Source organism: Rhodococcus sp. 24CO (genome assembly GCF_050586165.1).
Lineage (GTDB): Bacteria > Actinomycetota > Actinomycetes > Mycobacteriales > Mycobacteriaceae > Rhodococcus_F.
The window spans coordinates 583,991-608,709 of the sequence record NZ_JAZFNF010000003.1 but is presented as its reverse complement, the minus strand read 5'-3'; the positions used below and the strand labels follow the sequence as shown (position 1 = coordinate 608,709).

General features: G+C 62.1%; 24 protein-coding genes. 7 read left to right on the top strand and 17 right to left on the bottom strand.

What is annotated here, in order from left to right; all coding sequences use genetic code 11:
* Window positions 1–307 precede the first annotated feature (307 nt).
* From V2B23_RS10050 to V2B23_RS10040, 3 genes are all read right to left on the bottom strand, one after another.
* Window positions 308–1,132 (bottom strand): phage major capsid protein, encoded by an 825-nt coding sequence (locus V2B23_RS10050; RefSeq protein ID WP_260646269.1) that lies wholly within the window; start codon window positions 1,130–1,132, stop codon window positions 308–310.
* A gap of 81 nt (window positions 1,133–1,213) precedes the next feature.
* On the bottom strand, window positions 1,214–1,609 hold the full coding sequence (locus tag V2B23_RS10045) for a hypothetical protein (RefSeq protein WP_430950198.1): 396 nt from the start codon (window positions 1,607–1,609) through the stop codon (window positions 1,214–1,216).
* Window positions 1,606–1,734 (bottom strand): hypothetical protein, encoded by a 129-nt coding sequence (locus tag V2B23_RS10040; RefSeq protein WP_296556398.1) that lies wholly within the window; start codon window positions 1,732–1,734, stop codon window positions 1,606–1,608. The genes V2B23_RS10045 and V2B23_RS10040 overlap by 4 nt, the downstream gene beginning before the upstream one ends.
* Before the next feature lie 88 nt (window positions 1,735–1,822).
* Between V2B23_RS10040 and V2B23_RS10035 the strand changes: the two genes are divergently transcribed.
* Window positions 1,823–1,984 carry a hypothetical protein gene (locus tag V2B23_RS10035; protein WP_430950197.1) on the top strand — a complete coding sequence of 54 codons (162 nt, stop codon included), beginning with the start codon at window positions 1,823–1,825 and terminating at the stop codon, window positions 1,982–1,984.
* 1,178 nt (window positions 1,985–3,162) lie between these two features.
* Here the strand turns inward: V2B23_RS10035 and V2B23_RS10030 are convergent.
* Both V2B23_RS10030 and V2B23_RS10025 read right to left on the bottom strand, forming a co-directional pair.
* Window positions 3,163–4,098: an AAA family ATPase gene (locus V2B23_RS10030; RefSeq protein WP_430950196.1), complete on the bottom strand. Its 936-nt coding sequence runs from the start codon at window positions 4,096–4,098 to the stop codon at window positions 3,163–3,165.
* Between the two features lie 148 nt (window positions 4,099–4,246).
* Window positions 4,247–4,480 carry a hypothetical protein gene (locus V2B23_RS10025; RefSeq protein WP_430950195.1) on the bottom strand — a complete coding sequence of 78 codons (234 nt, stop codon included), beginning with the start codon at window positions 4,478–4,480 and terminating at the stop codon, window positions 4,247–4,249.
* A gap of 118 nt (window positions 4,481–4,598) precedes the next feature.
* Here V2B23_RS10025 and V2B23_RS10020 point away from each other — a divergent pair, with 118 nt between their 5' ends.
* Complete coding sequence (locus V2B23_RS10020) at window positions 4,599–5,168, top strand: hypothetical protein (protein WP_430950194.1); 570 nt, start codon at window positions 4,599–4,601, stop codon at window positions 5,166–5,168.
* Between the two features lie 60 nt (window positions 5,169–5,228).
* Here V2B23_RS10020 and V2B23_RS10015 read toward each other — a convergent pair whose 3' ends face one another.
* The 6 genes from V2B23_RS10015 to ssd form a co-directional block, all read right to left on the bottom strand.
* Window positions 5,229–5,678 carry a hypothetical protein gene (locus V2B23_RS10015; protein ID WP_430950193.1) on the bottom strand — a complete coding sequence of 150 codons (450 nt, stop codon included), beginning with the start codon at window positions 5,676–5,678 and terminating at the stop codon, window positions 5,229–5,231.
* A gap of 67 nt (window positions 5,679–5,745) precedes the next feature.
* On the bottom strand, window positions 5,746–7,458 hold the full coding sequence (locus V2B23_RS10010; RefSeq protein ID WP_430950192.1) for a recombinase family protein: 1,713 nt from the start codon (window positions 7,456–7,458) through the stop codon (window positions 5,746–5,748).
* 157 nt (window positions 7,459–7,615) lie between these two features.
* Window positions 7,616–8,125, bottom strand: a complete 510-nt coding sequence (locus tag V2B23_RS10005; protein WP_430950225.1) for a type II secretion system F family protein — start codon at window positions 8,123–8,125, stop codon at window positions 7,616–7,618.
* 71 nt (window positions 8,126–8,196) lie between these two features.
* Window positions 8,197–8,985: a type II secretion system F family protein gene (locus V2B23_RS10000; protein ID WP_430950191.1), complete on the bottom strand. Its 789-nt coding sequence runs from the start codon at window positions 8,983–8,985 to the stop codon at window positions 8,197–8,199.
* Entirely contained in the window at window positions 8,982–10,166 is a 1,185-nt protein-coding gene (locus tag V2B23_RS09995) for a TadA family conjugal transfer-associated ATPase (RefSeq protein WP_430950190.1), read from the bottom strand. Before V2B23_RS09995 ends, V2B23_RS10000 begins: the two co-directional genes overlap by 4 nt.
* Window positions 10,163–11,263 (bottom strand): septum site-determining protein Ssd, encoded by a 1,101-nt coding sequence (gene ssd, locus V2B23_RS09990; protein WP_430950189.1) that lies wholly within the window; start codon window positions 11,261–11,263, stop codon window positions 10,163–10,165. Before ssd ends, V2B23_RS09995 begins: the two co-directional genes overlap by 4 nt.
* Before the next feature lie 338 nt (window positions 11,264–11,601).
* On the opposite strand from ssd, the gene V2B23_RS09985 reads away from it, so the two are divergent.
* Entirely contained in the window at window positions 11,602–12,420 is an 819-nt protein-coding gene (locus V2B23_RS09985; protein ID WP_430950188.1) for an HAD-IB family hydrolase, read from the top strand.
* Between the two features lie 401 nt (window positions 12,421–12,821).
* Here the strand turns inward: V2B23_RS09985 and V2B23_RS09980 are convergent, their stop codons facing one another.
* From V2B23_RS09980 to V2B23_RS09960, 5 genes are all read right to left on the bottom strand, one after another.
* Complete coding sequence (locus tag V2B23_RS09980) at window positions 12,822–13,574, bottom strand: oxidoreductase (RefSeq protein WP_378664832.1); 753 nt, start codon at window positions 13,572–13,574, stop codon at window positions 12,822–12,824.
* A 56-nt stretch (window positions 13,575–13,630) separates the two neighbouring features.
* Window positions 13,631–15,355, bottom strand: coding sequence for a dipeptide ABC transporter ATP-binding protein (locus tag V2B23_RS09975; protein ID WP_430950187.1), 1,725 nt, complete (start codon window positions 15,353–15,355; stop codon window positions 13,631–13,633).
* 5 nt (window positions 15,356–15,360) lie between these two features.
* Window positions 15,361–16,317 (bottom strand): ABC transporter permease, encoded by a 957-nt coding sequence (locus V2B23_RS09970; protein WP_430950186.1) that lies wholly within the window; start codon window positions 16,315–16,317, stop codon window positions 15,361–15,363.
* Entirely contained in the window at window positions 16,310–17,236 is a 927-nt protein-coding gene (locus V2B23_RS09965; protein ID WP_430950185.1) for an ABC transporter permease, read from the bottom strand. The genes V2B23_RS09970 and V2B23_RS09965 overlap by 8 nt, the downstream gene beginning before the upstream one ends.
* A 125-nt stretch (window positions 17,237–17,361) precedes the next feature.
* Window positions 17,362–18,978: a peptide ABC transporter substrate-binding protein gene (locus V2B23_RS09960; RefSeq protein ID WP_430950184.1), complete on the bottom strand. Its 1,617-nt coding sequence runs from the start codon at window positions 18,976–18,978 to the stop codon at window positions 17,362–17,364.
* 363 nt (window positions 18,979–19,341) lie between these two features.
* Here V2B23_RS09960 and acs point away from each other — a divergent pair, with 363 nt between their 5' ends.
* Window positions 19,342–21,273, top strand: a complete 1,932-nt coding sequence (acs, locus tag V2B23_RS09955) for an acetate--CoA ligase (protein WP_430950183.1) — start codon at window positions 19,342–19,344, stop codon at window positions 21,271–21,273.
* A 40-nt stretch (window positions 21,274–21,313) separates the two neighbouring features.
* On the opposite strand, the gene V2B23_RS09950 is transcribed toward acs, so the two are convergent.
* Window positions 21,314–21,736: a MarR family transcriptional regulator gene (locus tag V2B23_RS09950; RefSeq protein ID WP_430950182.1), complete on the bottom strand. Its 423-nt coding sequence runs from the start codon at window positions 21,734–21,736 to the stop codon at window positions 21,314–21,316.
* Between the two features lie 106 nt (window positions 21,737–21,842).
* On the opposite strand from V2B23_RS09950, the gene V2B23_RS09945 reads away from it, so the two are divergent.
* The 3 genes from V2B23_RS09945 (at window position 21,843) to V2B23_RS09935 (ending at window position 24,717) form a co-directional block, all read left to right on the top strand.
* Entirely contained in the window at window positions 21,843–22,922 is a 1,080-nt protein-coding gene (locus V2B23_RS09945) for a substrate-binding domain-containing protein (RefSeq protein ID WP_430950181.1), read from the top strand.
* A 110-nt stretch (window positions 22,923–23,032) separates the two neighbouring features.
* Window positions 23,033–23,653: an AmiS/UreI family transporter gene (locus V2B23_RS09940; protein ID WP_430950180.1), complete on the top strand. Its 621-nt coding sequence runs from the start codon at window positions 23,033–23,035 to the stop codon at window positions 23,651–23,653.
* A 26-nt stretch (window positions 23,654–23,679) separates the two neighbouring features.
* Window positions 23,680–24,717, top strand: coding sequence for an aliphatic amidase (locus V2B23_RS09935; RefSeq protein ID WP_430950179.1), 1,038 nt, complete (start codon window positions 23,680–23,682; stop codon window positions 24,715–24,717).
* Window positions 24,718–24,719 lie beyond the last annotated feature (2 nt).

Sequence of the window (24,719 nt, the reverse complement as noted above, 5' to 3'; positions counted from 1 at the left end):
GTCGCAATTCCCATTCTCGCGCCGAGGACCAGCCCGTCTACTTCAGTCCTGCGTCAGCAACGTCCATACCCACAACAACTAGGCCATCCCGCCCCTGCCTGCCCCTCCCCGAGGAGCGCACCCCTGCCCCACCCGGGGTGCCTGCCCTGCCCCTTACCCAGGAGACCCTCCTGCCCTGCCCTGCCCTGCCCTGCCGGGAGGGAGGGAGGGAGGGAGGGAGTAACCCGGGGTGCCCTCCTCCCGCGCCCGGCAGCGGGGAGGAGGGAGGGCACAGGCCGGTAGCCGGGCCACCCTGGGGTCCACTGGGTCAGGCTGCGTTGTGCAGACGGATGACTCCAGCGGGGTTCGGGAATCCGAAGCCGACTCGTGCGATGCCACGAACAAGAGTGGCATCCGCAGAGAACGCAGCGGATCGATCCCGTTCAACGGTCGAACCCTTGCGGATCACGGTGAAAACCTGGGTCTTGTCCAAGCCCCAAACCTCGCCGTTCGCAACGTGCGGGGAGACGATCATCGGAATACCAGCCAGGAGAGTGCCGTCACCGGCAGACTCAAGGAGCCCACGGTTCGATCCCGTGGTCTCTTTCACCTTGGCGAGACCGGTCGCCACGTCAGGAGCGACAACGAAATGGCTCAGCTCTGCGCTGTTGGAGACTGCGAGCGCCTGAGCATCCACGAACGGATCGAGGTTCAAGTACGTGCCGTCAGTGTCGATCGAGGAAAACGCTACCGAAGCAAGACCGCTCGGCCCGTTCGCAGTCGTGGCAGAGAAGAACGCCTTGTCGATCGAACCCGCGATCTGACGGACCAGGGACTTGCCAACCAGATCAGCAACAGCAGGGTTGGTGTCGTCGGCCTGCTCATTCGAGATGCGGACGAGACCGGCAACCTTGCTCGGAACAACTACGATCTCTTCGGTTGCACCATCGGACAGCGCAATCTCGGTGTTCTCCGGGGTCCAGCCGACCGAGGGATCGGAGACCCAGACCGGCAGGCGCATGGTCTCCTTGTCGGTGGCGAGCACGGTTGCGACCTGAGACGCGACGGACTTCTCTGCAATCCCAAGGTCGATCAGCTTGCCGTAGTCCTGGGGCAGGAACGCGGCGGCGGTGGTGGAGTTAAGCATTGCCATTGGGCATCTTCTTTCTATGTGGGATGGTTTGCGCTACAAGCGCGCTCGGTCATCGGGCCGAGTTGGTCCGATGGAGATGGGTCAGGGGTGGAACAGTCCGCCCCAGGTCGGCTTGGACGGTTTCGGAACGCCGTTGCCTTGCCCCTGGCTTGGGTCCGTGGCGGGCGCGGGGCGTCGCAATCCGGGACGTTCGGTGATAACCGCAGCAACAGCGGCCTCGACACGGTCGGTGTCCACACTGCCGTCGTCGTTGATGTAGTCAGCCACGGTTGTACCGGTGAGCGTCAACAGGTCGGCAGGAACGCTCAACCCTGCGGCCAATCTCTCAATCTCCTTGGCCTGGTAGGTCTCTAGGAGCGCGTGAGCGGACGCAAGGCGCTCGTCGGTATTCGGGGATAGATCGTGGCTGTCCGAGCCGTCAGCATCTACTTCGTCCTGTTCAGCTTCGACAGGATCGGGGGTCTCGGTCTCGGTCATTCGGGCACCGCCGCAAGTGCGCCGATCGCAGCGAGCCGTGCGCGGTACTCGTCGCGTTCAGCAAGGATCGTGCCGATCTTTTCGAGGACTTCCTGCCATTCGGCTGGGATTTCGTCGGAGGTCATTGTTTCTCCTTCGTGATGTGGGCATGAAAAAACCCGCCTGGCTTAGCCGTAGGCGGGCTGAATTGCGTTGTAGGTAAGTCGGTTACGCTTGGGTGTCTCTGACCTGCCTCAGGGCATCCTGGCATCGCTGCCGGTAACGCCGTTGCGCCAGTCGGGAACACTGGGCGCACTGGCCGTTACGTCGTCGGTCCTGCGGCCCCCGGATCGGGTGGCCGCGCTGGCAATGGATCACTGGTCTCTCCTTCGATAGACATACTTCAAGGGTCGAAATGAAAAGCAGCCCAGCCAGATAGCTGGGCGCAATGGGCGTCGATGGAACGGAAGACCCCCGGAGTCGCCTGGACTCCGGGGGCAGTCCAACCCACCTACCAAAGGGCTGAGGTTGCGAAGCGCCCTGCCAGATAGGGGCGAACTGGCAGGGGCTCAACGCAAGTGGAGGGAGTTCAGTGGATCCTCCTCTCACTACTGATAGTGAATTGATCTCTACACCCCAACCAGCTCTCTCCCTTTACGCCTCTTCGCCCTCCACTTCCTCTGGTGCTCGTTCTTCGCCTTGCGTTTGCACTCGGGCGAATCACACCGTGTGCGTGGACGTCCAGCCTCGCGGTACTCGCGCTCTTCCCACAGTCGCCGGTTCATGCACCAATTGCACCGGCAGTCAGGTTCGGGCTCGGCTCCGAAGTAGACGAGTTCGCAGATCCAATCCTTGTCAGGCTGTGGCAACGAACCTCCGCAGAACCGGCAGACCTTTGTCACCGGATTCGATGGGACGGAGGTGACTGTCTGGACCACGTACCCGTGTCCTGCGTTCACCAGGTCGTAGACCTCTTCCGAGACCCTGACATGTTCAATGCGCGGACGACGCAGGCGTACCCGGTCATCCTGCGGGAGCGGAGCTATCCATTGCGCTTCCGACGCTTCGCCGGTGTAAGCGTCTTCGACCTCATGGTGCTCAAGTCCGAGAAACGTTCCGTTCTCTTCTTCACCCAGCGACGACATGTAGTCGTCAGCCGCTGGCGAGTGGTTAGCTTCTGTCAATTGTTCTTCTCCTTCTGGGTGAGCGGCGGCGTCTGCCGTCGCAAAACTCAGGCCCACTCCATGTGGACCTGTTGGTGGGTAAGGCGATTCGGGATCTGCGAACGGTGGCAGATCCCTTGAATGGACTTGAATGGATAGTCAGGCAGCCCCGCCAAAGGGCTGCCCTGAATTGCCTAGATCAGGCTCGGCCATTCAAGGCCGATCCTGGCTCTCAACCCCAACCGCAAGCGAAGCGACTTACGGTTGTTGCACGCGGGGGTGAATACATAGGGGGGTGTAGAAGTGTGCAACCGCTTCTGACCTGCGGAAATAGGGAGATTGTGAACGTTGGTTGCACAACAACCGAAACGCTCTGACCTGCGGTTATTCCGAAAGTTGCACACGAGGTACTCAGGGCTTCTTGCGCCATGCCCTATCCACGAACTCGCCTCCAGCCGCATCACAAGCACGTCTAAATGCTTGGGTCGCGGCCCGGTCCGTAGCGAACCTGGCAGGGTCGGCTTCATGCAGCCGACGCCCGATCTCCGACTTGTTGCTGAGCGCCCGCAACTCGGGATCTGCGGCCACTTGATCGAACAGCGAATGACGAGCTTCGTAGGTCTCCTCGGTCCGTTGCCGGGTATCTTCCTTCTCGCTCAACAGCTCCCACTCGGCAGACGCCCGACCCCAGTCGGCCCGTACCGTCAGATTCCGGTCTGCGTGATCGTTTGACCGAACCGTCAGTGACCGTGTGTTCGGCTCCGTCACGTCGTGAACGTGAAGGTTGAGACGCTCCCATGCTGAGTAGACCGTAGAACCCATCGAGCCAGTTGGGGTGTGCCGTCCCGATCCCGCCTCGAAGTTCTTCCCTGAGTGTGCGATAAGGACTACCGACGTACCGTTGTCCGCGATCTCCGAGAGCGGCGCAGTCAGTTCCCGAGCGGCGTCATCGTCTCGGACCGAACCCGATCCGAGCGACCCAAGTACGTTGTCGAAAACCAGTAATCGAGCCTGTTCGGCATGTTCGCGGTACTGCCGCCAATCGTCGGGGTTGTACCTAGCGATACCTACCATGTCCGACGAAACCCCATGTTCACGCATCCGCAGCCCCCACCTGTTCGACTCGCCGGGGTCGGTCGTGATGACCAGTACCGGGCCGTGATCGTTCACCCTGGAACCGCAGAACGAGCGGTCCCCCTTGGCGACCGCTGCGGCGATGCCAGCTGCAAGCCTGGTCTTGCCGACTGTCGGTTTCCCGCTGATCGTGTTGGTGGCGGCGTGAACCATGCCCTCCACCAGGAAATCGGGCGTTTCGTTCGCGCGGTCGGCCCAATAGTCAAACGGCATGATCGGTCCTCCCCAACGGCTCAATTCGGTGTCGAGCTGGTCAATTGTCAATGTGTGCATTCGTTCCTTCGTGTCATAGATTGAGATGAGGAACCCCCGGTGCCTCTTACACCGGGGGCTCTGTTGTCTACATGGGTAGATGCTGCGGTTACGCCGCAACGGCTCCGGGAATCCTGGGCCGGTAGGTCCACCGGTTGCCCTCGACAGCGACCGGCCACAGATAACCTGCCAACTGGAGCCGGAACGTCGCCTCTTCCGTCTCCTCGGTGGTCAGGTCCGCCTCGTGGGTGTCGCTGACCATCGCCAGTGCCGCCAAAAGGTCTGTGGCAGCGAAAAATTCGTCCTCTGCGATCTTTGTCAGCCACTGTTGCGTGTCGATCACTTTCTCTCCTCGTCTCTTGCCCGGTACGTCCGGGCTCATATCGAATAGACCATGACGCACCCCCGTCTGTCAACCCGGGTATGGCATACCGGGGTGTGTCGTGCGGTAGGGTGTGGATATGGAAGAGAACTTGGACGAGCCACGGAGTCCACGAGAACGAGTGCGCGGTTTAGGAGTTCCCTCGGTCGAGCAACAGATCGGACCGTGGGTGGTGACTTACTCGTGGCCGAAAGACGTAGGCCAGGGCGGTCCGTGGGCAGTCACAATTACACCTAGCCGCGACGCCACAGAGGAGGACGTGGCCGGTGGCATCGCGTCAACGCTGGTCCGCAAACTCGACTTTCGTGCCGCAAGTGAAGAGTGGAGGTCGAAGTTGGAACTCGTGGCCGAGCGTGACGAACGGGTAGGCAAACGGCAATCGGCTGAACTCCGGTCGCTCGTGGCAGTCGGGATCACAGACGAATACCTGGCAACGCTCGCACAGACCTACGTCCGGCTCGTCATGACCGGTGAAAAGTCCGTCATCAGGCGACTGGCCGAACTGGTGGACAAGAGTCCCGAGACCATCAAGATTCACTTGAAGGAAGCTCGGAAGCGCGAGCTTCTCACAACCGTGAAAGGTCGTGCAGGAGGGCACCTTACGGCGAAGGCTCGCCAGATCCTGCAGAGCGGGAAACCCGGAAGGTAATCAACGGCATGAAACGAAAAAGCCCCTCAGGATTGACCTGAGGGGCGATTGTCGTGGTCTCTATGACCCGAACATTAGGGAGCCTGTTGGTTGCGGCTCCGGTCCAACCCGCACGTCGTAGGACACGCCGTTCGACAGTTGTCCCATTACCCACCCTCCGCCTGGCGCTGGTTGACCGCACCAGCCAGTGAGGTCGTACACGCCCGGCACCAGTTCGGCGCGTGTCAGCTCCACTGTCTGTCCGGCCTGCGGCCATGCCGCAGCGTCCTCGGTGAAGGGTTCCAGCGAACGGGTGTGGTCATTGGGGTCGTTCACTAGCGGTCGCGGTGCGGACGAAATTGCAAGGGTGCAGATGCCCTGATCGTTCGGGTTCGTGATCGTTGCGGTGATCGATGAATCATCACTGACCAGCGACACTACCGGCGGTTGATACGGGAGCGACTGGGCGCTCGCCACAATGGGCACGGCCAGCGGGGCCAACAAAGCAACGGCAACAACTACGGATCTCATGCCCGATTAGTATCACGCCTAGTACCACGTCAAGCCCGGAACAGCTGCGAACTATCGTCCGATTTCATCACATCTTGATGGATCGCAAGGGGAACTCGACCCGGTCGCCGGACTTCGATGTGAACACCGCCTTGCCGTCGGCAATCTCGACACCGGCAATGCCGTTCTCGGTCATCGAGTCGAATAGCTCCGTGAACGTTGCAATCGAACCAGCGGCCTTGACCTCTTCAGCCATTCGATAGAGCTCTCCCAACTCCAGGTGAACCTTGAGCTCGTCCCGCTTGTCGAACCGGACACCTACACCCATCGACCGCAGATAGACGTTCTTCTCCTGCACTGACTGTTTTTCCCACCAGTCCGCGAAAGTCTCGCCGGTCGGCTTCCAAGCCCAGCCAGCCGGTCGGGTCGTGATCGCTGCGAGCTCATCGCGTCGGTGAGAGAGCTCGGCGATCCGTGCATCCAGGACCGCCCGCTGGGGAGTGCCGGCCCGGTACACGCCTAGACCGATCTGCCCAGCTAAGTCGGTCAGTGTCACGTCAAGGTCCGCAAGCTCGGCGGCATGGTCCTCGCCTGCCTCCCACACACGAGACATGCGTTCCGAGCTCCCCAGGAGGTCCAGAACAGCAGACTCCACGAGTTCGTCCAGCGTTGACTTCACGACGGTTCCGTTGCCGCATGTGCTCTTGTACTGAGCCGACGCACATCGGTACCGGGCTGATCTGCCTTGTCCGCCCTTGAGTTGGTAGGCGGGGCGTCCACAAACGTCGCAGTAGATCACCCGAAGCAGCAGCGCGCTGGTTCGTTTGGTTGGTTCCTTGCGGTTCTCCCGGTCAGCTAACTCGACTCCCACCCGATCGAATACCTCTCGAGTCAGGATCGGTTCTGCGCGTTGCACCGGAGACCCGTCCCGCCCTCTCAGGATCTCCTCTGGCCCGTACTGCTTACGTTCCCGAGAATCCCGAATGATGTTCGCGTGGGCATCTCGTAGCGGCTCACGTTTCGTTGCGTACCCGAGCATGGTCGGGGAGGTCATGCTCCGTTTCAGTCCGCTAGAAGTCCACTTGTACCCCTTTAGCTCTCGGCCCTGGTGGGCGTTCATCCGATCTTTCGCGGTTGGTATTTTTCGCTCGGTGAGGTCGTGGGAGACCGAGCGCAGCGGCTCCCCGGCTAAGACACGCTCTGCGACTTCGTGAATCACCGGAACGGCTTCGGCGTCCGGGAATAACCGCCAGCCGTCCTCGGTCTCCCGAGGGAGATAACCCCAGGGAAGTTGAGCTCCACCGGTCCACTTCCCTAGCTGCCTGTTGTGTTGGTAAGCCGAAGCGATTCGATCACTGATCGCTTCTAGTTCCATCTCCGCGAACGATGCGACTAGTTGGGCGATCACTCGACCAATCGGGGTGGACAGATCGAAGTGCGATTCTGTCGCTGAGACCATGTTGACGTGGTACCGCTCGGACCAGGTGAGCATCTGCCCCAGGTGGCGGACGCGCCTAACTAGGCGGTCCACCCGGTAGAACACGAGTACATCGAACTCCCCGGCTCGACCGGGGTCGGTGCCGTTCTCTCCGATCCACTGGGAAAGTGTGGGTCGCTGGAACGGGGAGGTGGTGCCAGCACTCACGTCGAGATCCTCGGCAACGCCGACTACGGTCCAACCGCGAGACTCGCACAGTTGCTCGCACGCTTCACGTTGGCGCTCAGGCGAAGTGGACTCGTCGGTCAGTCGGGAGAGCCTGACGACAACCAATGCTCGTAGCGGCTTGTGTGAAACCATCATGTGTGTAAAATACTCCTACCGAGTATTCTGCCGTGGACATACCGTCGTCCTCGGCCACGAGCAACGTCAACCTCGCTGACAACTTTCCCATCACTTCGAACATTGCTTTCCCCTCCTGTAAGACCACGACAGTTGTTCTGCCGTGGAAGAATTCTTGTCAGATAAGCCCATCGCCGAGTACCGACGACGCCAATCCGATCACCACGGGCACTATCCCCAGAGCGAGAAACGCAGGCAGGAAACAGAGTCCGAGCGGTCCACTGATCAACACGCCCGCGCGTTCGGCGGACGCCGCAGCTGCGTCCTCCGCGTCATCTCGTCGGCGTTCTGCAAGTTCCGCCATCGAGACGGACAGCGACGTCCCCGACCGTGACGACCGGCGCGCCAGTCGGGCTAGTGATTCGGTGTCGGGATCGCGCGCAGCTTCACCCCAGGCCACATCCGGATCGGCGCCCAGGGTGAGCAGATCCGATACACGCCGCAATGTGTCATCCATCGGCGCGGGCGCCGTAGCGGCAACAGCCCCTACCGCTTCCGCAACCGGTAACCCGCCGCGAAGACATGCGGCGAGAAGGTCGAAACTCGCTGCGACCGCTAGAGGATCGCCGGCCGGTGGCTCGTCCGGCAGAACTGCATCCACGGCACCACGATGGAGCATTGTTGCCATGCGTGGCAGTGACATTCGCGTGTCCGGAACTATCCACAACGACAACGCGATCGTCACTACTCCCAGCCAGATCACGAGGTGACCTTCGACGTGATCTTGTCGGTCCACAGCAGGCCGAGAGCTACCAACCCCGTTCCGACCACCAGCATCACTCCGCCCGCGCCACCCCCGAACAGCACTTGCAACGGAGCCGCCCCCATCAGCTCACCCAGTCCGATACCGAGGACCGGCAAACCCGCCAGTACCGTCGCGGTAGCTCGCGCGCCGGCCAGCCCAGCTTCGGTGCGCTGACGGAAACGATTGCGACCCAACATATCCGTCCGCACAGCTCCCAGAAGTTCGGCAAGCGCCAGACCGTATCGTTCAGCGACAGACCACGCTGACGCGACACGCACCAACTCGCGGTCGACGAGCGAGCCGCCGGATCGGAATGCGTCGGCTGCACTGCCGCCCAACCGAGCTCGCGCCGAACCGCGACGGAATACTTCCCCGACCGCGCCCGAGCACTCCTCACCGGCAACGGAACACGCGGACGCCGGGTGCGCACCGATCCGCAACTCTGCAATCAGGACCTCCAATCCGGCAAGCAGCAACACCAGTTCCGAGTCCCTTGCCGACGCTGCCTTCTTCCGCCGACCACGAAAGAGCGCAGTTCCCACTGCAATCGCGGCGGCAATCAATGCAGAGATACCTCCGAACAACGCCCCCAGTCCCAGTGGCAGTGCAGCGGCAATCAGCGTCCACGGCACGGTGAACGATGCCTTCACCTGCGAATCTGCGAATTCGAGGAGCCGGGAACGCGAATTCACCGTCGGAGCAACCATCATCGACAGCGCGCACAGTAGCAGCGTGGCGCTCATGCCGGCAGTCCGTCCCGATCACGGAGCCGCAGCATTCTTTCGAGGTGATCGCGCCCCGGACCAGCAGCCGGCCAGGCCTGGATGATGTGTACGAATCCGTCGGCGCCGCGGTTGATGACCCCGATCTGCTCGAGTCGCCGAGAACCGTCGGCGGAGCGGTGTACGTGCAGAACCACCTGGACGGCGGCTGCGAGTTGACTGTGCAACGCATGTCGATCCATTCCTCCCAACGCGGCCAATGCCTCCAACCGCGCCGGCACTTCCTCAGGCGAATTCGCGTGGATGGTGCCTGCCCCGCCGTCATGACCCGTGTTCAGGGCAGTCAGAAGGTCGATGACCTCGGCTCCCCGTACTTCCCCCACGACGATGCGGTCGGGTCGCATTCGCAACGCTTGCCGCACGAGATCACGTACCGTTACCTCGCCGACGCCCTCCACATTCGGAGCGCGTGCGACCAGCCGAACCACATGCGGATGTGGCGGCGCCAACTCGGCAGCATCCTCGACGCAGATGATCCGTTCCCTGGGATCAACCGCACCTAGCACAGCCGACAGCAATGTCGTTTTCCCCGCACCGGTGCCGCCGATCACAAGAAAAGCCAAACGGCACATGATGATTCGATCAAGCAGCGAGCGAGCCTCGGGTTCAATCGCCCCGCGGGCGCACAACGCGTCAAGGCCTTGCGTCGCAGGTCTGAGCACCCGTAGCGACAAGCAGGTCCCACCCTGTGCGACCGGCGAGAGAACTGCGTGCAATCGGACACCGAAATGCCCGTCGCCAACTCCGCGTAACCGGCCGTCGACCCACGGCTGCGCGTCGTCGAGTCGTCTTCCGGCCGACAAGGCCAAACGCGCAGCAAGGCGTCGCACCGCTGCCTCGTCCGCAAATTGCACGCTCGTTCGTTCCAGCCCCACCCCACGATCGACCCACACCTGATCCGGAGCAGTCACCAGAACGTCCGCGACTCCTGGTTCATGCAACAGAGACTCGAGCGGCCCGGCTCCGGTCAGCTCGGTCTGGAGAATTCGCACAACTTCGAGCAGATCTGTATCACCGAGCACTCCGGCGGACTCCGCCCGAACGGCGTCAGCGACCGTTGCCGCTGTCGGCTCAGCGGCCGTCGACGCCGTCAACCGATCGCGGACCCGATCGAGCAGTTCAGCCGTGACCAGCCCACTCATGCTGCAGCACTCCAGGAACGTGATCCCGCCGCGAGTCTGTCCAGAACCGCGTCCGCTCCGAGGGTCAGGGCGCACTTGCGTCGTAATTCCAGCCCGCCGCGTTCGAGCATCGACGCGAGCGAGCGGTGCCCCCGGACAACTGCGATCAACGGCAATCCGAGCATGTTCGCAACGTCGGCCCCGCGGAGACCACCCGGAGCCGGTCCGCGCACCAACAACCCGACATTCGAATTATGTTGCGCCGCCCACATTCCCACCTTCTCGGCAGCGACGCAGGCAGCCACCGTCGCGGGAACAACCATCACGACGGCATCCGACGCCTCCAATACGGCCTCACCCTCGAGGCCGCGACAGCCGGAAACATCACACACGACAAGACCGCCGGATCGTCGGCCCGCGTCGAGCACCGCCCCGAGCGCAGTGACCGACGGGCCACCGATCTCGCCGCGGCTGCACGAGAGCACCCGCAAGTACTTCCCCCGCGCGGGCAGAGCGTCACGAAGCGACTCCGCCGACAATCGCCCACCCTCGACCGTCAACGCTGCCCAGCGCACCCCCGGAACATTTTCGACACCGAGCACGACGTCTGCGCCGCAGCCAAGGGCGTCGACGTCGACAAGCATCGTCGGGATTCGACGGGCAGCGGAAGCCAAGGCGATCGCAGCGGCGCTCACCGAGGCGCCAGCCCCACCGCACGCGCCGACAACGGCTACAACGGTGCCCTCACCCCGGCTCACCGAGTGCTCGGCTAACACTGCAACCAGCGCATTCTCGTCCGTCGGCAGGGTGAACACCGCCTGGGCGCCGATCGAGGTGGCGTATTTCCACTCGTCGAGCGTCGGTTCGGACTCACTGACGAGGAAGACGCGTGATCGCCTCGGGTTGCGACTCGAGCACGCCTTGGCGTGTGCAATGTCCAGCACCACCGCGGACGCTCTGTTCCATTGTTGGCGCGATACCGGTTGCGGCCCCTCGTCCGCAGACTGATCAATGGCAGCAACGACGCGTCGCACGCTGGCAAGAACCAGCGGATCTTCGACCAACACAAGGACATCCGCGTCGACATGCCCTGATTCCCCTGAAGCATTCGAGTTCATGAGCACGAGCCTGAGCGTTGTAGCCGGGAAAGAACAGATACCCGAATCGAGCTGTGGACAACTCGGGTTCTGTGGATAACTCTCACTTGATGTACCCGAGAAACCTGATGTGGCCGAGAAAGTGGACAACCCCCGCCTGGGGGGAGACGGGGGTTGTCTGTCTGTTCAGCCCCGGGGGGTTGGGCTGAACACAGTCCGAGCAAGTCGAACTGCCGTAATCCTACACTGCAAATGTCCGGGAAATGCAAGCCTGAACAGCAACGATTCGTAAGCGTCGCCGTTCATTTCCCGGTTGTGGTGACGCAAGCGAACCGACCGTCGGACTATCCTCGGTAGCTGTGACCGACAAGCTTGGGAATGGACTGACAACCGGGCGGACTGCCGCTTTCTTCGACCTCGACAAAACCGTCATAGCCAAATCCAGCACGTTGGCTTTCAGCAGGCCGTTCTTCGCGCAAGGATTGATCAACCGGCGCTCGGTTCTCAAAAGCAGCTACGCGCAGTTCCTGTTCCTACTCTCGGGCGCCGATCACGATCAGATGGAGCGCTTGCGCGCACACATCACCGCGATGTGCGCCGGTTGGGATGTCGAACAGGTCAAGTCGATCGTCGCGGAGACTCTGCACGACATTGTCGACCCCCTCGTCTACGCCGAGGCCGCCGACTTGATCGCCGACCACAAGGTGCGCGGCCACGATGTCATCGTGGTATCTGCCTCGGGCGAGGAAATCGTTGCTCCGATCGCCCGTGCGCTGGGAGCTACACACTCCGTCGCGACGTCGATGAAGGAAGAGAACGGGCACTACACGGGCGAGGTCGACTTCTACTGCTACGGCCCCGGCAAAGTGGAAGCCATGGAGAAACTCGCAGCCGAGTACGGATACGACCTCTCCGCGAGTTACGCCTACTCCGACTCGATAACCGACTTGCCGATGCTCGAGGCCGTCGGGCATCCGAGTGCGGTCAACCCCGACCGCGCGCTTCGGAAGGCGGCAGCCGGAAACGGTTGGCCCATACTGACTTTCTCGAATCCGGTCTCGCTTCGCGCTCGGCTGTCAGCACAGTCGGGCACCGCTGTGGCAACTACTGCAGCGCTCGGAATCGGAGCTGTGACAGCCGGTGTTGTGACGTTTGCACTACTTCGCCGAAAACGGTGAAACTTCAAGGCCACAAACAAAAATTGATACTTGCTGTGAGCCGCAACACAGGGTACAAAGGAGTTACGGAAGAACGGAAGGCCAGGAACGGCTCGGAAGAGAAGGACCGTTTCCCCAACCCGGATTCCCAGCACGGGCACTAGGGCACCCACGCGGAGCACAAGCCACTATAAGGGCAGAAGTGTTGTGGGCCTGCGAGATTCGTTCAATTTGAGCGAGGACTCCGCACAAGTTGCGGGGACGACCTCAAAATGGCGATCCCTCGCCGAGGCCATCCACACAACCCACCGAGCACGCTTGGTAACGAGTAGTCCGTGCTAACGGGCGGCGAAGTCGATAATCGGCAGCGCCGCCCGTTTTGTGTGTGGAACCAGTCCGATGTGGAACCAACCCGGCGTGGTTTAGCTCGGACTCGCGGCGTCCGCAATCGACGTCGCCTCACGAGCACCAGCTTCGAGCGCGCCGCAACACAGGATCACCCAACTGCCGACACCTTCCGGACGACCGGAAGCAAAACCCGCAGCTCCATCGGAGTACGCCTGCGGCCTACGCAGCCAACTGACCTCAGGGACGCCGAGGTTATGCGGATCCAAACCGGACGACACCGCAACGAGCCGGGACGCGGCGCGCGCCACAATGCCGTCGGCGGTACCGAACGGGCTCAGTGCCAACAATTCGCCGTGCACGACTGCGGCCAGAACGGGAGCCGGCGCCGAGGTTCCGCCCGTCACCAGTTGGGCGAGCGCGTCGAGACGCTCGCCGACGCCCGGATCGATTCGAGGTCGTCCCAATTCGTCAGGATCCTCGACCAGATCGGCCGCTGCCAGTAGGTGCAACCTGGCCAAAGCCTGCAGCGGCGCCCGTTTCCACGTGGACTCCATGAGCGGCAGACCGTCACCGTCCAGCGCCTGCGCAACCCGCAGCGCTCCGGCAAGAATCGGATCACCGGCCATCCCCTCAGCCGGCAACTCCGTCGACCCGCCCGCCAAAGAAGCAGACGCCCGAGCGGCGCGAACTGCGGCTTCAGCAGCCGTCGTGGGCCATCCGCGTCGGTTGGTTTTATGCCGATGCACCTCACCGAGTGCGTCGCGCGCGTGATCAGCGGCGGCGCGTACGCCTGGAAGATCGACGAGGGGCTGCAAGGGGTCCGTCACGATCAACGACGGTACCCTTGCAGCCCCTCTGCGGACTTGCCTACCTACCTGTTGCGTCAGCTTCCCAGCTTGATTGACCCACCGGGAATCGCGTCGAGCAACTTGCGTGTGTAGTCCTGTTGCGGATTGCCGAACACGTCGTCGATCGGCGCCGATTCGACGATCGAGCCACGCGACATCACCAGCACGTTGTCCGCGATCTGACGAACCACGGCCAGGTCGTGCGTGATGAAGAGGTACGTCAACCCGAACTCCGCCTGCAGGTCGTTGAGCAGCGTCAAGATCTGATCCTGAACGAGCACGTCGAGAGCGGAGACGGCCTCGTCGCAGATCACGACCTCCGGTTGCAGAGCCAACGCTCGCGCGATTGCCACGCGCTGACGCTGTCCACCGGAGAGCTCGTTCGGGAATCGTCGCATGACCGACTGGGGCAGACCGACCTTGTCGAGAAGTTCGCGGACGCGAGCCTCACGTTCGGCTTTGGTCCCGACCTTGTGGGTACGCAGCGGTTCCTCGATCGTGCGGTAGATCGAGTACATCGGGTCGAGCGTGCCGTAAGGGTTCTGGAAGATCGGCTGCACTCGGCGACGGAACGCAAAAGTTTCCTTCGCACCGAGTTTCGACACGTCCTGACCGTCGAAGACCACGTTGCCTGCCGTGGGCTCGAGCAAGCCGAGGACCATCTGCGCGACCGTCGACTTACCGGAACCCGATTCACCGACGATCGCCGTTGTGGTTCCGCGGCGGACCTTGAAGGACACGTCGTTCACGGCTGTGAAGTCGGTGGTCTTGCGGAAACCCTTGCGCAGCTTGAACACCTTGGTCAGATGATCGACGACAAGAACGTCGTCGGTCGCCTTACCGAAGGACTCTGCCGCACTTTCCTCGGCCTTGACCGCTTCGGCGACCTCTTCCGCCTGTTCGCGAATCTCGGCGCGTGCCACTGACGAGCTGAGCCGCTTCGACGCCAACGACGGCGCAGCCGCGACCAGTTTCTGTGTGTACGGATGCTGCGGGCGCTTCAGAATCTCCAGTGCCGGACCGGATTCGACGATGCGACCCTTACTCATCACGATCAGATGCTCGGCGCGCTCGGCGGCCAAGCCCAGATCGTGAGTGATGAGCAGAACGGCGGTGCCGAGTTCCGTTGTCAGACCGTCGAGGTGGTCGAGAATCTGACGCTGGACGGTGACGTCGAGCGCCGACGTCGGCTCGTCCGCGATAAGAAGCTTCGGACGAGCGGACAACCCGATCGCGATGAGTGCGCGCTGTCGCATACCGCCTGAGAACTCGTGCGGGTACTGCCCCAATCGGCTCTCGGCCTCGGCGAGGCCTGCCTCCTCGAGCAGTTCTGCGGCCCGAACCTTGGCGGCTTTGCCCTTGGCGATCCCGTTGGCAGACAGTGCTTCCTCGATCTGGAAGCCCACTTTCCACACGGGATTCAGATTCGACATCGGATCCTGCGGAACCAAACCGATCTGGCTGCCCCGGATGTGGACGAAGTCCTTCTCCGAGACCTTCGAGATGTCCTTGCCGTCGAAGATGATCTCGCCTGCCGTCACCTTGCCGGTGCCGGGAAGCAGATTGATGATCGAGTGCGCGGTAGTTGACTTACCCGAACCCGATTCACCGACGATGGCAACCGTCTGGCCTGGATAGACGGTCAGGCTGACGCCTCGAACTGCCGGAACCGGACCGGAATTGGACTGGAACGACACCTCGAGATCACGAATCTCGAGCAGCGGAGTTTCCTCCGAGGTGAGAGTTTCCTTGGTGGTCATCGTGCTCACCGCTTCCGCGACTTGGGATCGAGGGCGTCGCGCAGCGCGTCACCCATCATGATGAATCCGAGAACGGTGATGGCCAAAGCCGTTGCCGGGTAGAACAGAATGGTCGATCCCTGACGCAGCGTCACCTGAGCGTTGCTGATGTCGCCGCCCCACGAAACCTCGGTGGACGGAAGACCGATACCGAGGAAGGACAGCGTCGCCTCGGCAACGATGTACGTGCCGAGCGAGATGGTGGCCACAACGATGATGGGCGCCAACGAGTTCGGAATGACGTGGCGGATCAGTGTCTTGAGCTTCGAGACACCCAACGCCTCCGAAGCCATGACGTAATCGTTGTTCTTCGCCGAGATCACCGCACCGCGAGCAATTCTTGCCATCTGAGGCCAGCCGAAGAGCGCCAGGACGCCGACGACGGTCCAGATGGTGCGATCGGTGAACAGCTGCATCAGGACGATGGCAGCGAGGATCAGCGGGATACCGAAGAAGATGTCGGCGACACGGGAGAGAACCGAATCGGTCCAGCCGCCGTAGAACCCGGACAGTGCACCGAAGATCACGCCGATCACCAACACCGACGCCGTGACGCCGACACCCACGAGTACGGATGCGCGAGCACCGTAGATGGTGCGCGAGTACACGTCACAGCCTTGGCGGTCGAAACCGAACCAGTGACCTGAGGTCGGTCCCTGCATGCTGTAGGTGAGGTCGCAGTACCGCGGATCGATACTCGTGAACAAGCTCGGAAACGCTGCGATGACGATGACCGCGAGGATGATGATCGTCGAGATGATGAACAGGGGACGCTTGCGCAGATCGCGCCACGCGTCGGTCCACATACTCGTCGGCGCCTGATCGAGTTTGACGGCGTCCGTCTCCCCCGGTGCCGCAACTTCGGGCGGCGCCACGAAATGGCTTTGCCGGACTGCGCGTCCGGTTTTCACGGTCTCAGACATAGCGGATCCTCGGATCGAGCGCGGCGTACAAGAGGTCGACGAGCAGATTCGCGATCAGGTAGATCACGATGAGAATGGTGACAAACGAAACCACTGTCGGTGCTTCACCTCTGGTCACCGCCTGGTAGATCGTGCCGCCGACGCCGTTGATGTTGAAGATGCCCTCGGTGACGATGGCGCCGCCCATCAAAGTCGCGAGGTCGGCACCCAGGAACGTGACCACGGGGATGAGCGAGTTGCGCAACACGTGCACTCGAACCACTCGTCCACGGGAGAGCCCCTTGGCGGTGGCTGTCCGCACGTAGTCGGCAGTCATGTTCTCCGCCACGGATGTTCGGGTGAGCCTCAGTACATATGCAAACGAAACCGAACCAAGAACCAGGGCGGGGAGCAGGAGATTCTTGAAGCTGGTGTTGCCGCCGACCGTCGGCGGGACGATGCCCCACTTGACGCCGATGAAGAACTGAGCCAGAAAGCCGATCACAAAGATCGGGATGGCGATGAGAACGAGGCTGAAAAGCAGGACGGTGCTGTCGAAGAACCCGCCCTTGCGCAGGCCGGCGATGAGACCGAAGCCCACACCGAAGACCGTCTCGACGATCAGTGCCATGAAGGCAAGTTTCATCGTGATCGGGAATGCCTGTGCCAGAACTTCACTGACAGGGCGTCCGGAGAACGACGTGCCGAAGTCCAGCGTGAAGATGCCCTTCAGATACAGCAGGTACTGCTGATAGAAGGGAAGGTCGAGGTGGTAACGCTCCCGAAGTTGCTGCGCAACACCTGGACTGAGCGCCTTGTCGCCCGCCAACGCGGCAATCGGATCACCGGGAAGCAGGAAGACCATAGCGTAGATCAAAAGAGTGGCCCCGAGAAAAACCGGGATCATTTGAAGCACTCGGCGACCGATGTACCAGAGCATCGGATCACCTCCTTGTCGATGATCGTGTACGTCAGCGGACAATCCGGCGTGAACACGAGTTCGGGACGGCAGGCAGAGCGCCTGCCGTCCCGAACTCACGTTTCAGATGCGGATCGTTCTACGCGTCAGTTCTTTTCGATGTCTTCGTAGACCGGAATACCGTTCCAGCTGATGGTGACATTGGAGACGTTCTCCGACCATCCACTGGCTGCGTTGCGGTACCACGTCGGAACTGCGGGCAGGTCCTTGAGCAGGACTTCCTGAGCCTGATCGAGCAGTTCCTGGGCCTTCGCCTGATCGGTCTGGCCGGCCGATTCGCGCAGGAGGCGGTCGAACTCGGGGTTGGAGTAGTCACCGTCGTTGGAGCTGCCGCCGGTCTGGTAGTTCTGCGCCAGGAAGCCGTACTGCTGCGGGTAGTCACCCTGCCAGCCGGAGCGGAAGGAACTCTGGATCGTGCGGTTGGTGGCTTCGGTGCGGATCTGAGCAAAGGTGGCGTACTGCTTGCCCTTTGCGTCGATGCCGAGGGTATTGCGGATGCTGTTCGACGCGGCGTCGACCCATTCCTGGTGTCCGCCGTCGGCGTTGTAGGCAATCTCGAAGCTGCCGGACCACGGTGCGATGGCATCGGCCTTCGCCCAAGCAGCCTTGGCTGCCTCGGGATCGAACTTCACGTTGCCGTTACCGGTCAGCGAGTCGTTCCAGCCCTCGATTGCGGGACTGGTGAAGTCGAGCGCAGGCGTCCTGGTCTTGTTGTAGATCTGCTGCGTGATCTGATCGCGGTTGATCGCCATCGAGATCGCCTGACGGCGGAGCATGCCTTCTTCGCCGCTGAAGTGCGGCAGGCGACCCGGGATCGTGAACGTCTCGATGGTTGCGGACGGCTGGTTGACCGTGCGACCGGGCAGGTCCGACTCGAAGGTCGTGACCGCGCTCGGCGGAACCTGGTCGAGAACGTCGACGTTGTTGGCCAGGAGATCGGTGTACGCCGTGTCGAGGTTGTTGTACATGATGAAGTCGACGCCGGCGTTCTTCGGCTTGCGGTTGCCGTTGTAATCCGGGTTCACGACCGTGTCGATGCGGACGTTGTGCTGCCACGCACCGGTTCCGTCGAGCTTGTACGGACCGTTGCCGATCGGATTCTCGCCGAATGCGGTCATGTCCTGGTACGCGACCTCAGGCAGCGGGTAGTACGCCGAGTGGCCGAGGCGGTCGGGGAATGCCGACTCGGGCTGCTTGAGTTCGATGGTGAAGGTGGAGTCGTCCACAACCTTCAGACCCGACATCGTCTGCGCCGTCGGGACCTCGGCGGCAACCTCGTCGTAGCCCTTGATCGGGTCGAAGAACGAAGCCTGAAGCTGAGCATTGGTGGAGAGAGCGCCGAAGTTCCACGCGTCGACGAACGACTTCGCGGTAACCGGGGTGCCGTCCGTGAAGGTCCAGCCTTCCTTGAGCTTCACGGTGAAGTTCTGGCCGTCCGTGCTCTCGATGGACTCCGCCACCTCGTTCTCCGTGCCGCCGGCGGCGGTGTACGAAACGAGACCGGCGAACACGGCGTCGACGACGCGGCCGCCCATGTTCTCGCTCGTGTTCGTGGGGATCAACGGGTTCTGAGGCTCGCCCGCCCAGGCGTTGACAACACCGCTGGACGATTCGCCCGACGAATCGCCGGACGAACATGCCGTGATCAGCACTGCCGTCATTCCGAGCGCGACCGCGCCGGTCGCTATGCGTGAGATACGCAAAGGAATTCCTTCCACATTTAATAGACCCCGAGCATGCTCGCGGCCTGCCGACAGCCGTAACTGCCGGCGTCGTGTCGCCTACAACTGAAGGTGAACGTAACTTCGAGTTGCGGTCGAATAATGGTTTGACAATAGACACATCAAGCTCGATGCGCGCACGCACCCATTGTTGAAAATTTGGGGGTAATTCGATTCGGACACATTCACTCGTCGGCGGAAGCGACCACCCGTCGCATCGATTCGACCGATCGTCGCAGGACAACGGGTTGCAACGTGATGCAACGGTGCGTTTGCGCAAGCTTGTGACTACCCTCACACGGAGTCAGAAAAGTGTCGATCAATGTGGAAAGAAGGCCGTCAGCCATGACAAGCGCAGCCGAAACAGACGTCCCCCAGGCATATCCGCCGAGCGCAGAGTTCGCTGCGGCCGCCAACGCGGGACCGGAGTTGCAGGCTGCCGCAGATACCGACCGCCTCGGATTCTGGGCCGATCAAGCCGAGCGCCTTCACTGGCACCAGAAATGGACCGACGTTCTCGACTGGACCGACGCCCCCGTCGCCAAGTGGTTCGTCGGCGGCAAGCTCAACGTCGCCTACAACTGCGTCGACCGCCACGTCCTCGCCGGCAACGGTGACCGCGTCGCCATTCACTTCGAAGGCGAACCGGGCGATTCCCGCGATCTGACCTACAACGACCTCCTCGCCGAAGTCAGCCGCGCGGCAAACACTTTCACCGAACTTGGCCTCGTCGCCGGTGACCGCGTCGCGATCTACATGCCGATGATCCCCGAAGCAATCGTCACCATGCTCGCCTGCGCCCGACTCGGCCTGACCCATTCGGTCGTCTTCGCCGGATTCTCCGCCACCGCCCTGCGCTCGCGCATCGACGACGCGCAGGCCAAACTTGTCGTCACCGTCGACGGCCAGTGGCGCCGCGGCGCCGCAGCACCCATCAAAACAGCGGTCGACGAATCCGTCGCCGGCGCCGACTCCGTGCAGAACGTGTTGGTAGTCAACAGGACCGGCATCGACGTCGAGTGGACGCCCGGCCGTGACCTGTGGTGGCACGAGACCGTCGCCCAGGCTTCACCCGAGCACGAAGCGCAGGCCTTCGACGCCGAACACCCCCTGTTCATCCTCTACACCTCCGGCACCACCGGTAAGCCCAAGGGCATCATCCACACCTCCGGCGGCTACCTCACCCAAGCGTCGTACACCCACCACAACGTCTTCGATCACAAAGCGGGACAAGACGTTTACTGGTGCACCGCTGACATCGGCTGGGTCACCGGACACTCCTACATCGTCTACGGCCCCCTCTCCAACGGCGTCACCCAGGTCGTCTACGAAGGCACCCCCAACTCCCCGAACGAGCACCGCCACTTCGAGATCATCGAAAAGTACGGTGTCTCCATCTACTACACCGCCCCCACCCTCGTGCGCACGTTCATGAAGTGGGGCCGCGAAATCCCCGACGCCCACGACCTGTCCTCGATCCGCCTCCTCGGCTCCGTGGGCGAGCCCATCAACCCCGAAGCGTGGCGCTGGTTCCGCGACGTCATCGGCGGCAACAAGGCTCCCATCGTCGACACCTGGTGGCAGACCGAGACCGGCGCGATCATGATCTCCCCGCTGCCCGGTATCACCGCCACCAAGCCCGGATCCGCGATGGCACCGCTACCGGGTATCTCCGCGAAGATCGTCGACGACGACGCCAAGCCCCTCGGTCCCGGCGGCAACGGCTACCTCGTCCTCGACGAGCCGTGGCCGGCGATGCTGCGCGGCATCTGGGGCGACATGGACCGCTACCGCGACACCTACTGGTCCCGCTACGCCGAAGAAGGCTGGTACTTCGCCGGTGACGGCGCCAAGTACGACGACGACGGCGCCCTGTGGGTCCTCGGACGCGTCGACGACGTCATGAACGTCTCCGGACACCGCATCTCCACCTCCGAAGTGGAATCGGCACTCGTCAACCATCACGGCGTCGCCGAAGCCGCCGTCGTCGGTGCCGCCGACGAAACCACCGGACAGGGCATCGTCGCGTTTGTCATCCTGCGTGAAGGCGTCGAAAATACCGGCGACGTTCTGATCGCAGAACTCAAGGCTCAGGTGTCCACCGACATCAGCCCCATCGCCAAGCCCCGTCAGATCACGATCGTTCCCGAACTGCCGAAGACCCGATCCGGCAAGATCATGCGACGCCTCCTGCGCGACGTCGCCGAAGGCCGAGACCTCGGAGACACCTCAACCCTGGTCGACCCCAAGGTATTCGACGCAATTCGCGGTAAGTAGGGCCTGCGGCCCCTGTGCGCCTTTTCGGTAGTCCCCGCTACTAGGAAGGCGCACAGGGGCGGAGCCCCTCACGCAGCTTCATTTCCTCTTTCGACGTCAGCCAGGACTCCTCGGCTACGCGAATATCTGCGGCAACCCGCTTGTGCAGAGACTTTCCGCGCGAGGAGAGAAACACGCGTACCTTCCGGCGGTCGTCCTCACCGACCTCGCGATAGATCAGCGCAAGCGAGACCAGCTTGTCCGCGACTCGCGTCAGCGTCGGGGCCGGTGTTCCTGTTCGATCACGCAGTTCAGCCATCGTCAGCCCCTCGGTCGACGCCAAGGCTTCGAGCGTCATCCAGTGATCAAGAGTGAGATTCTCGGCCGCCAGCGTCTTCTCCGCCGCTGCCGCGGCCATTCGAGCCGCTCGGACCAGCGCGGTCGTCAGCGAAGCCTCCAGAATTCCGGAGTCACTCTTTCCCACTGATCGCTCCCCGCTGTTGCGTACTTCACACTTCTCGGGCAATACTTTCAAATGAAATGATAGTAACCCAGGCCAGGCCGCTGGCTTCCGATTCCGGCGGCGACGCATGAGCGCTACCGGCGCGCTCGAACGCGCGCGCAGCGCGGTGTGGCGCCTGGGCATGGTGGTTCCCCTCCAAGGACCGGCCGGGCTGTTCGGTCCGTCATGTGAGGCGATCAGCGAATTGGCCGCCCGCGACCTCAACAACTCCGGCGGCGTACTGGGACGCGAAGTCCAGATCGAAGTGATCGACGGCGGCGCGTCGCCGAGCGCCGTCGCTGCCCGCGTGCAACAACTACTCGACGCGGGCGATATCGACGCCGTCAGCGGTTGGCACATCTCCTCGGTCCGCCACGCACTCGCACCGGTGGTCGCAGGCCGCATTCCTTACTCGTACACCTCGCTCTACGAAGGCGGCGAGGTCCGACCAGGAATCTACTGTTCAGGTGAAACACCACGACAGCAGATCGCTCCGGCACTGAAGTGGCTGCGCGACAACGTCGGAGCGCGCAAGTGGTTTGTTGTCGGCGACGACTACATCTGGCCACACAGCTCACTCGGGGCAGTGAGGCAATTCGCCACCGAACTCAACCTCACCCTGGTCGGCGGTTCGTTTGTCGACTTGGGGCGCGGCAACATGAAGCAGTTGGTCGAGACCGTCTCGAACTCCGATTGCGACGGCGTCATCATGCTCCTCGTCGGGCAGGACGCCGTCGACTTCAACCGCGCCTTCGCCCGCCGAGGCCTCGACGAGTCGATGATCCGGTTCAGCCCGTTGATGGAAGAAAACATGCTGCTCGCAAGCGGCCCCCGGGCAACCCGGAACCTGTTTGCCTCTGCGGCGTACTTCCGCTCGATGGTCGATGGCAACTCCATGGACCTGCTCGGGCGCTACATCGCACTGCACGGCGCGCACGCCCCAGCACTGAACAACGCTGCCGAGTCGTGTTACGAAGGGATACATACCCTTTCGGCTCTGGTTCGACGCGCAGACGACACACACCCGAACGCCCTGGACGCCGTCGTCGAAGGCGCCGCATACGACGGACCTCGCGGAACCGTCGAATTTCGTGATCGCGTTGCACGGCAGAAGATTCAGCTGGCCGTCGCCGACGGACTCGACTTCTCGATCATCGCCACCCTCTGAAATCTTCCCCTGAGATCCACCTCTTGACTTCTGTGTCGCGCATCACTTAGTTTCATTTGGAATCATTTCATTTGAAAGTAACCCGTCCCGAAAGGAACCGGAGGTGCCCGATGGGCAGTGTTGGTTTGCTTTACGTGGGAGCCGTCCTCTTCGTCAACGGACTGATGCTGCTCGGCACAGTTCCCGTTCGATCCGCCTCGGTCCTCAACCTCTTCGTCGGCGCGCTTCAATGCGTCGTCCCCACCGTCATGTTGATTCAGGCGCAGGGAGATTCGAGCGCCATCCTGGCGGCCTCAGGCCTCTACCTGTTCGGATTCACCTACCTCTACGTGGGAATCAGCAATCTCGCCGGCTTCGAACCGGAAGGAATCGGGTGGTTCTCACTGTTCGTCGCGTGCGCCGCGCTCGTGTACTCCTTCCTCTCGTTCACGGTGAGCAACGACCCCGTCTTCGGGGTCATCTGGCTCGCTTGGGCAGCACTGTGGACTCTGTTCTTCCTGGTGCTTGGCCTCGGCCGCGAGAACCTCAGCCACTTCACCGGCTGGGCAGCAGTCCTTCTGAGCCAGCCCACCTGCACTGTTCCAGCCTTTCTGATCCTGACCGACAACTTCCACACCACACCCGCGGTAGCCGCCGGCTGGGCCGGAGCGATTCTGGTTCTCCTGGGTCTGGCCAAGATCCTCGCCGCGCCCAAAGCCGCAGTACCCCAATCCCGTCCAGTCTTCAACTGATCCACACAACCAAGGAGTGAAAGACAATGCGACACGGTGACATCTCCTCGAGCAACGACACAGTCGGCGTAGCGGTCGTCAACTACAAGATGCCCCGCCTCCACGATCGCGCCGGCGTCCTCGAGAACGCGCGCAAGATCGCCGACATGATGATCGGTATGAAGACCGGCCTCCCCGGAATGGATCTGGTGGTTTTCCCCGAATACTCCACGCAGGGAATCATGTACGACGAGGAGGAGATGTATGCGACAGCCGCCACCATCCCCGGTGACGAGACCGCGATCTTCTCTGCGGCCTGCCGCGAGGCCGATACATGGGGAATCTTCTCCATCACCGGCGAACAGCATGAAGACCACCCGAACAAGCCGCCGTACAACACGTTGATTCTCATCGACAACAAGGGCGAGATCGTTCAGAAGTATCGCAAGATCCTGCCCTGGTGCCCCATCGAAGGGTGGTACCCCGGCGACACCACGTACGTTTCCGAGGGCCCCAAGGGGCTGAAGATCTCGCTCATCATCTGCGACGACGGCAACTACCCGGAGATCTGGCGCGACTGCGCGATGAAGGGCGCCGAACTCATCGTTCGCTGCCAGGGGTACATGTACCCCGCAAAGGACCAGCAGGTGATGATGTCCAAGGCGATGGCGTGGGCCAACAATTGTTATGTGGCAGTTGCGAATGCGGCAGGCTTCGACGGGGTCTACTCCTACTTCGGACACTCTGCGATCATCGGCTTCGACGGTCGGACACTGGGTGAAACCGGCGAGGAAGAATACGGAATCCAGTACGCGCAGCTGTCCGTGTCCGCCATTCGCGATGCACGCGAGAACGATCAGTCTCAGAACCACATCTTCAAACTCCTCCACCGCGGCTACTCCGGTGTCCACGCAGCAGGTGACGGGGACAAGGGCGTCGCCGACTGCCCATTCGAGTTCTACAAGCTGTGGGTCACCGATGCCCAGAAGGCTCAGGAGCGCGTCGAGGCCATCACTCGCGACACCGTCGGAGTCGCGGATTGCCGCGTCGGAAACCTGCCGGTCGAGAAGACCGTCGAAGCGTAAGG

What these genes read in the sequence shown, in the direction of transcription:
- V2B23_RS10045 (WP_430950198.1), bottom strand. Translation starts at nt 1,609, where the DNA reads ATGACCGAGACCGAGACCCCCGATCCTGTCGAAGCTGAACAGGACGAA.
- ssd (WP_430950189.1), bottom strand. Translation starts at nt 11,263, where the DNA reads ATGAACTCGAATGCTTCAGGGGAATCAGGGCATGTCGACGCGGATGTC.
- V2B23_RS09935 (WP_430950179.1), top strand. Translation starts at nt 23,680, where the DNA reads ATGCGACACGGTGACATCTCCTCGAGCAACGACACAGTCGGCGTAGCG.
- V2B23_RS10020 (WP_430950194.1), top strand. Translation starts at nt 4,599, where the DNA reads ATGGAAGAGAACTTGGACGAGCCACGGAGTCCACGAGAACGAGTGCGC.
- V2B23_RS10050 (WP_260646269.1), bottom strand. Translation starts at nt 1,132, where the DNA reads ATGGCAATGCTTAACTCCACCACCGCCGCCGCGTTCCTGCCCCAGGAC.
- V2B23_RS09995 (WP_430950190.1), bottom strand. Translation starts at nt 10,166, where the DNA reads ATGAGTGGGCTGGTCACGGCTGAACTGCTCGATCGGGTCCGCGATCGG.
- acs (WP_430950183.1), top strand. Translation starts at nt 19,342, where the DNA reads ATGACAAGCGCAGCCGAAACAGACGTCCCCCAGGCATATCCGCCGAGC.
- V2B23_RS09940 (WP_430950180.1), top strand. Translation starts at nt 23,033, where the DNA reads ATGGGCAGTGTTGGTTTGCTTTACGTGGGAGCCGTCCTCTTCGTCAAC.
- V2B23_RS10005 (WP_430950225.1), bottom strand. Translation starts at nt 8,125, where the DNA reads ATGGCAACAATGCTCCATCGTGGTGCCGTGGATGCAGTTCTGCCGGAC.
- V2B23_RS10000 (WP_430950191.1), bottom strand. Translation starts at nt 8,985, where the DNA reads ATGAGCGCCACGCTGCTACTGTGCGCGCTGTCGATGATGGTTGCTCCG.
- V2B23_RS09975 (WP_430950187.1), bottom strand. Translation starts at nt 15,355, where the DNA reads ATGACCACCAAGGAAACTCTCACCTCGGAGGAAACTCCGCTGCTCGAG.
- V2B23_RS10030 (WP_430950196.1), bottom strand. Translation starts at nt 4,098, where the DNA reads ATGCCGTTTGACTATTGGGCCGACCGCGCGAACGAAACGCCCGATTTC.
- V2B23_RS10015 (WP_430950193.1), bottom strand. Translation starts at nt 5,678, where the DNA reads ATGAGATCCGTAGTTGTTGCCGTTGCTTTGTTGGCCCCGCTGGCCGTG.
- V2B23_RS09945 (WP_430950181.1), top strand. Translation starts at nt 21,843, where the DNA reads ATGAGCGCTACCGGCGCGCTCGAACGCGCGCGCAGCGCGGTGTGGCGC.
- V2B23_RS09965 (WP_430950185.1), bottom strand. Translation starts at nt 17,236, where the DNA reads ATGCTCTGGTACATCGGTCGCCGAGTGCTTCAAATGATCCCGGTTTTT.
- V2B23_RS10010 (WP_430950192.1), bottom strand. Translation starts at nt 7,458, where the DNA reads ATGATGGTTTCACACAAGCCGCTACGAGCATTGGTTGTCGTCAGGCTC.
- V2B23_RS09970 (WP_430950186.1), bottom strand. Translation starts at nt 16,317, where the DNA reads ATGTCTGAGACCGTGAAAACCGGACGCGCAGTCCGGCAAAGCCATTTC.
- V2B23_RS10040 (WP_296556398.1), bottom strand. Translation starts at nt 1,734, where the DNA reads ATGACCTCCGACGAAATCCCAGCCGAATGGCAGGAAGTCCTCGAAAAG.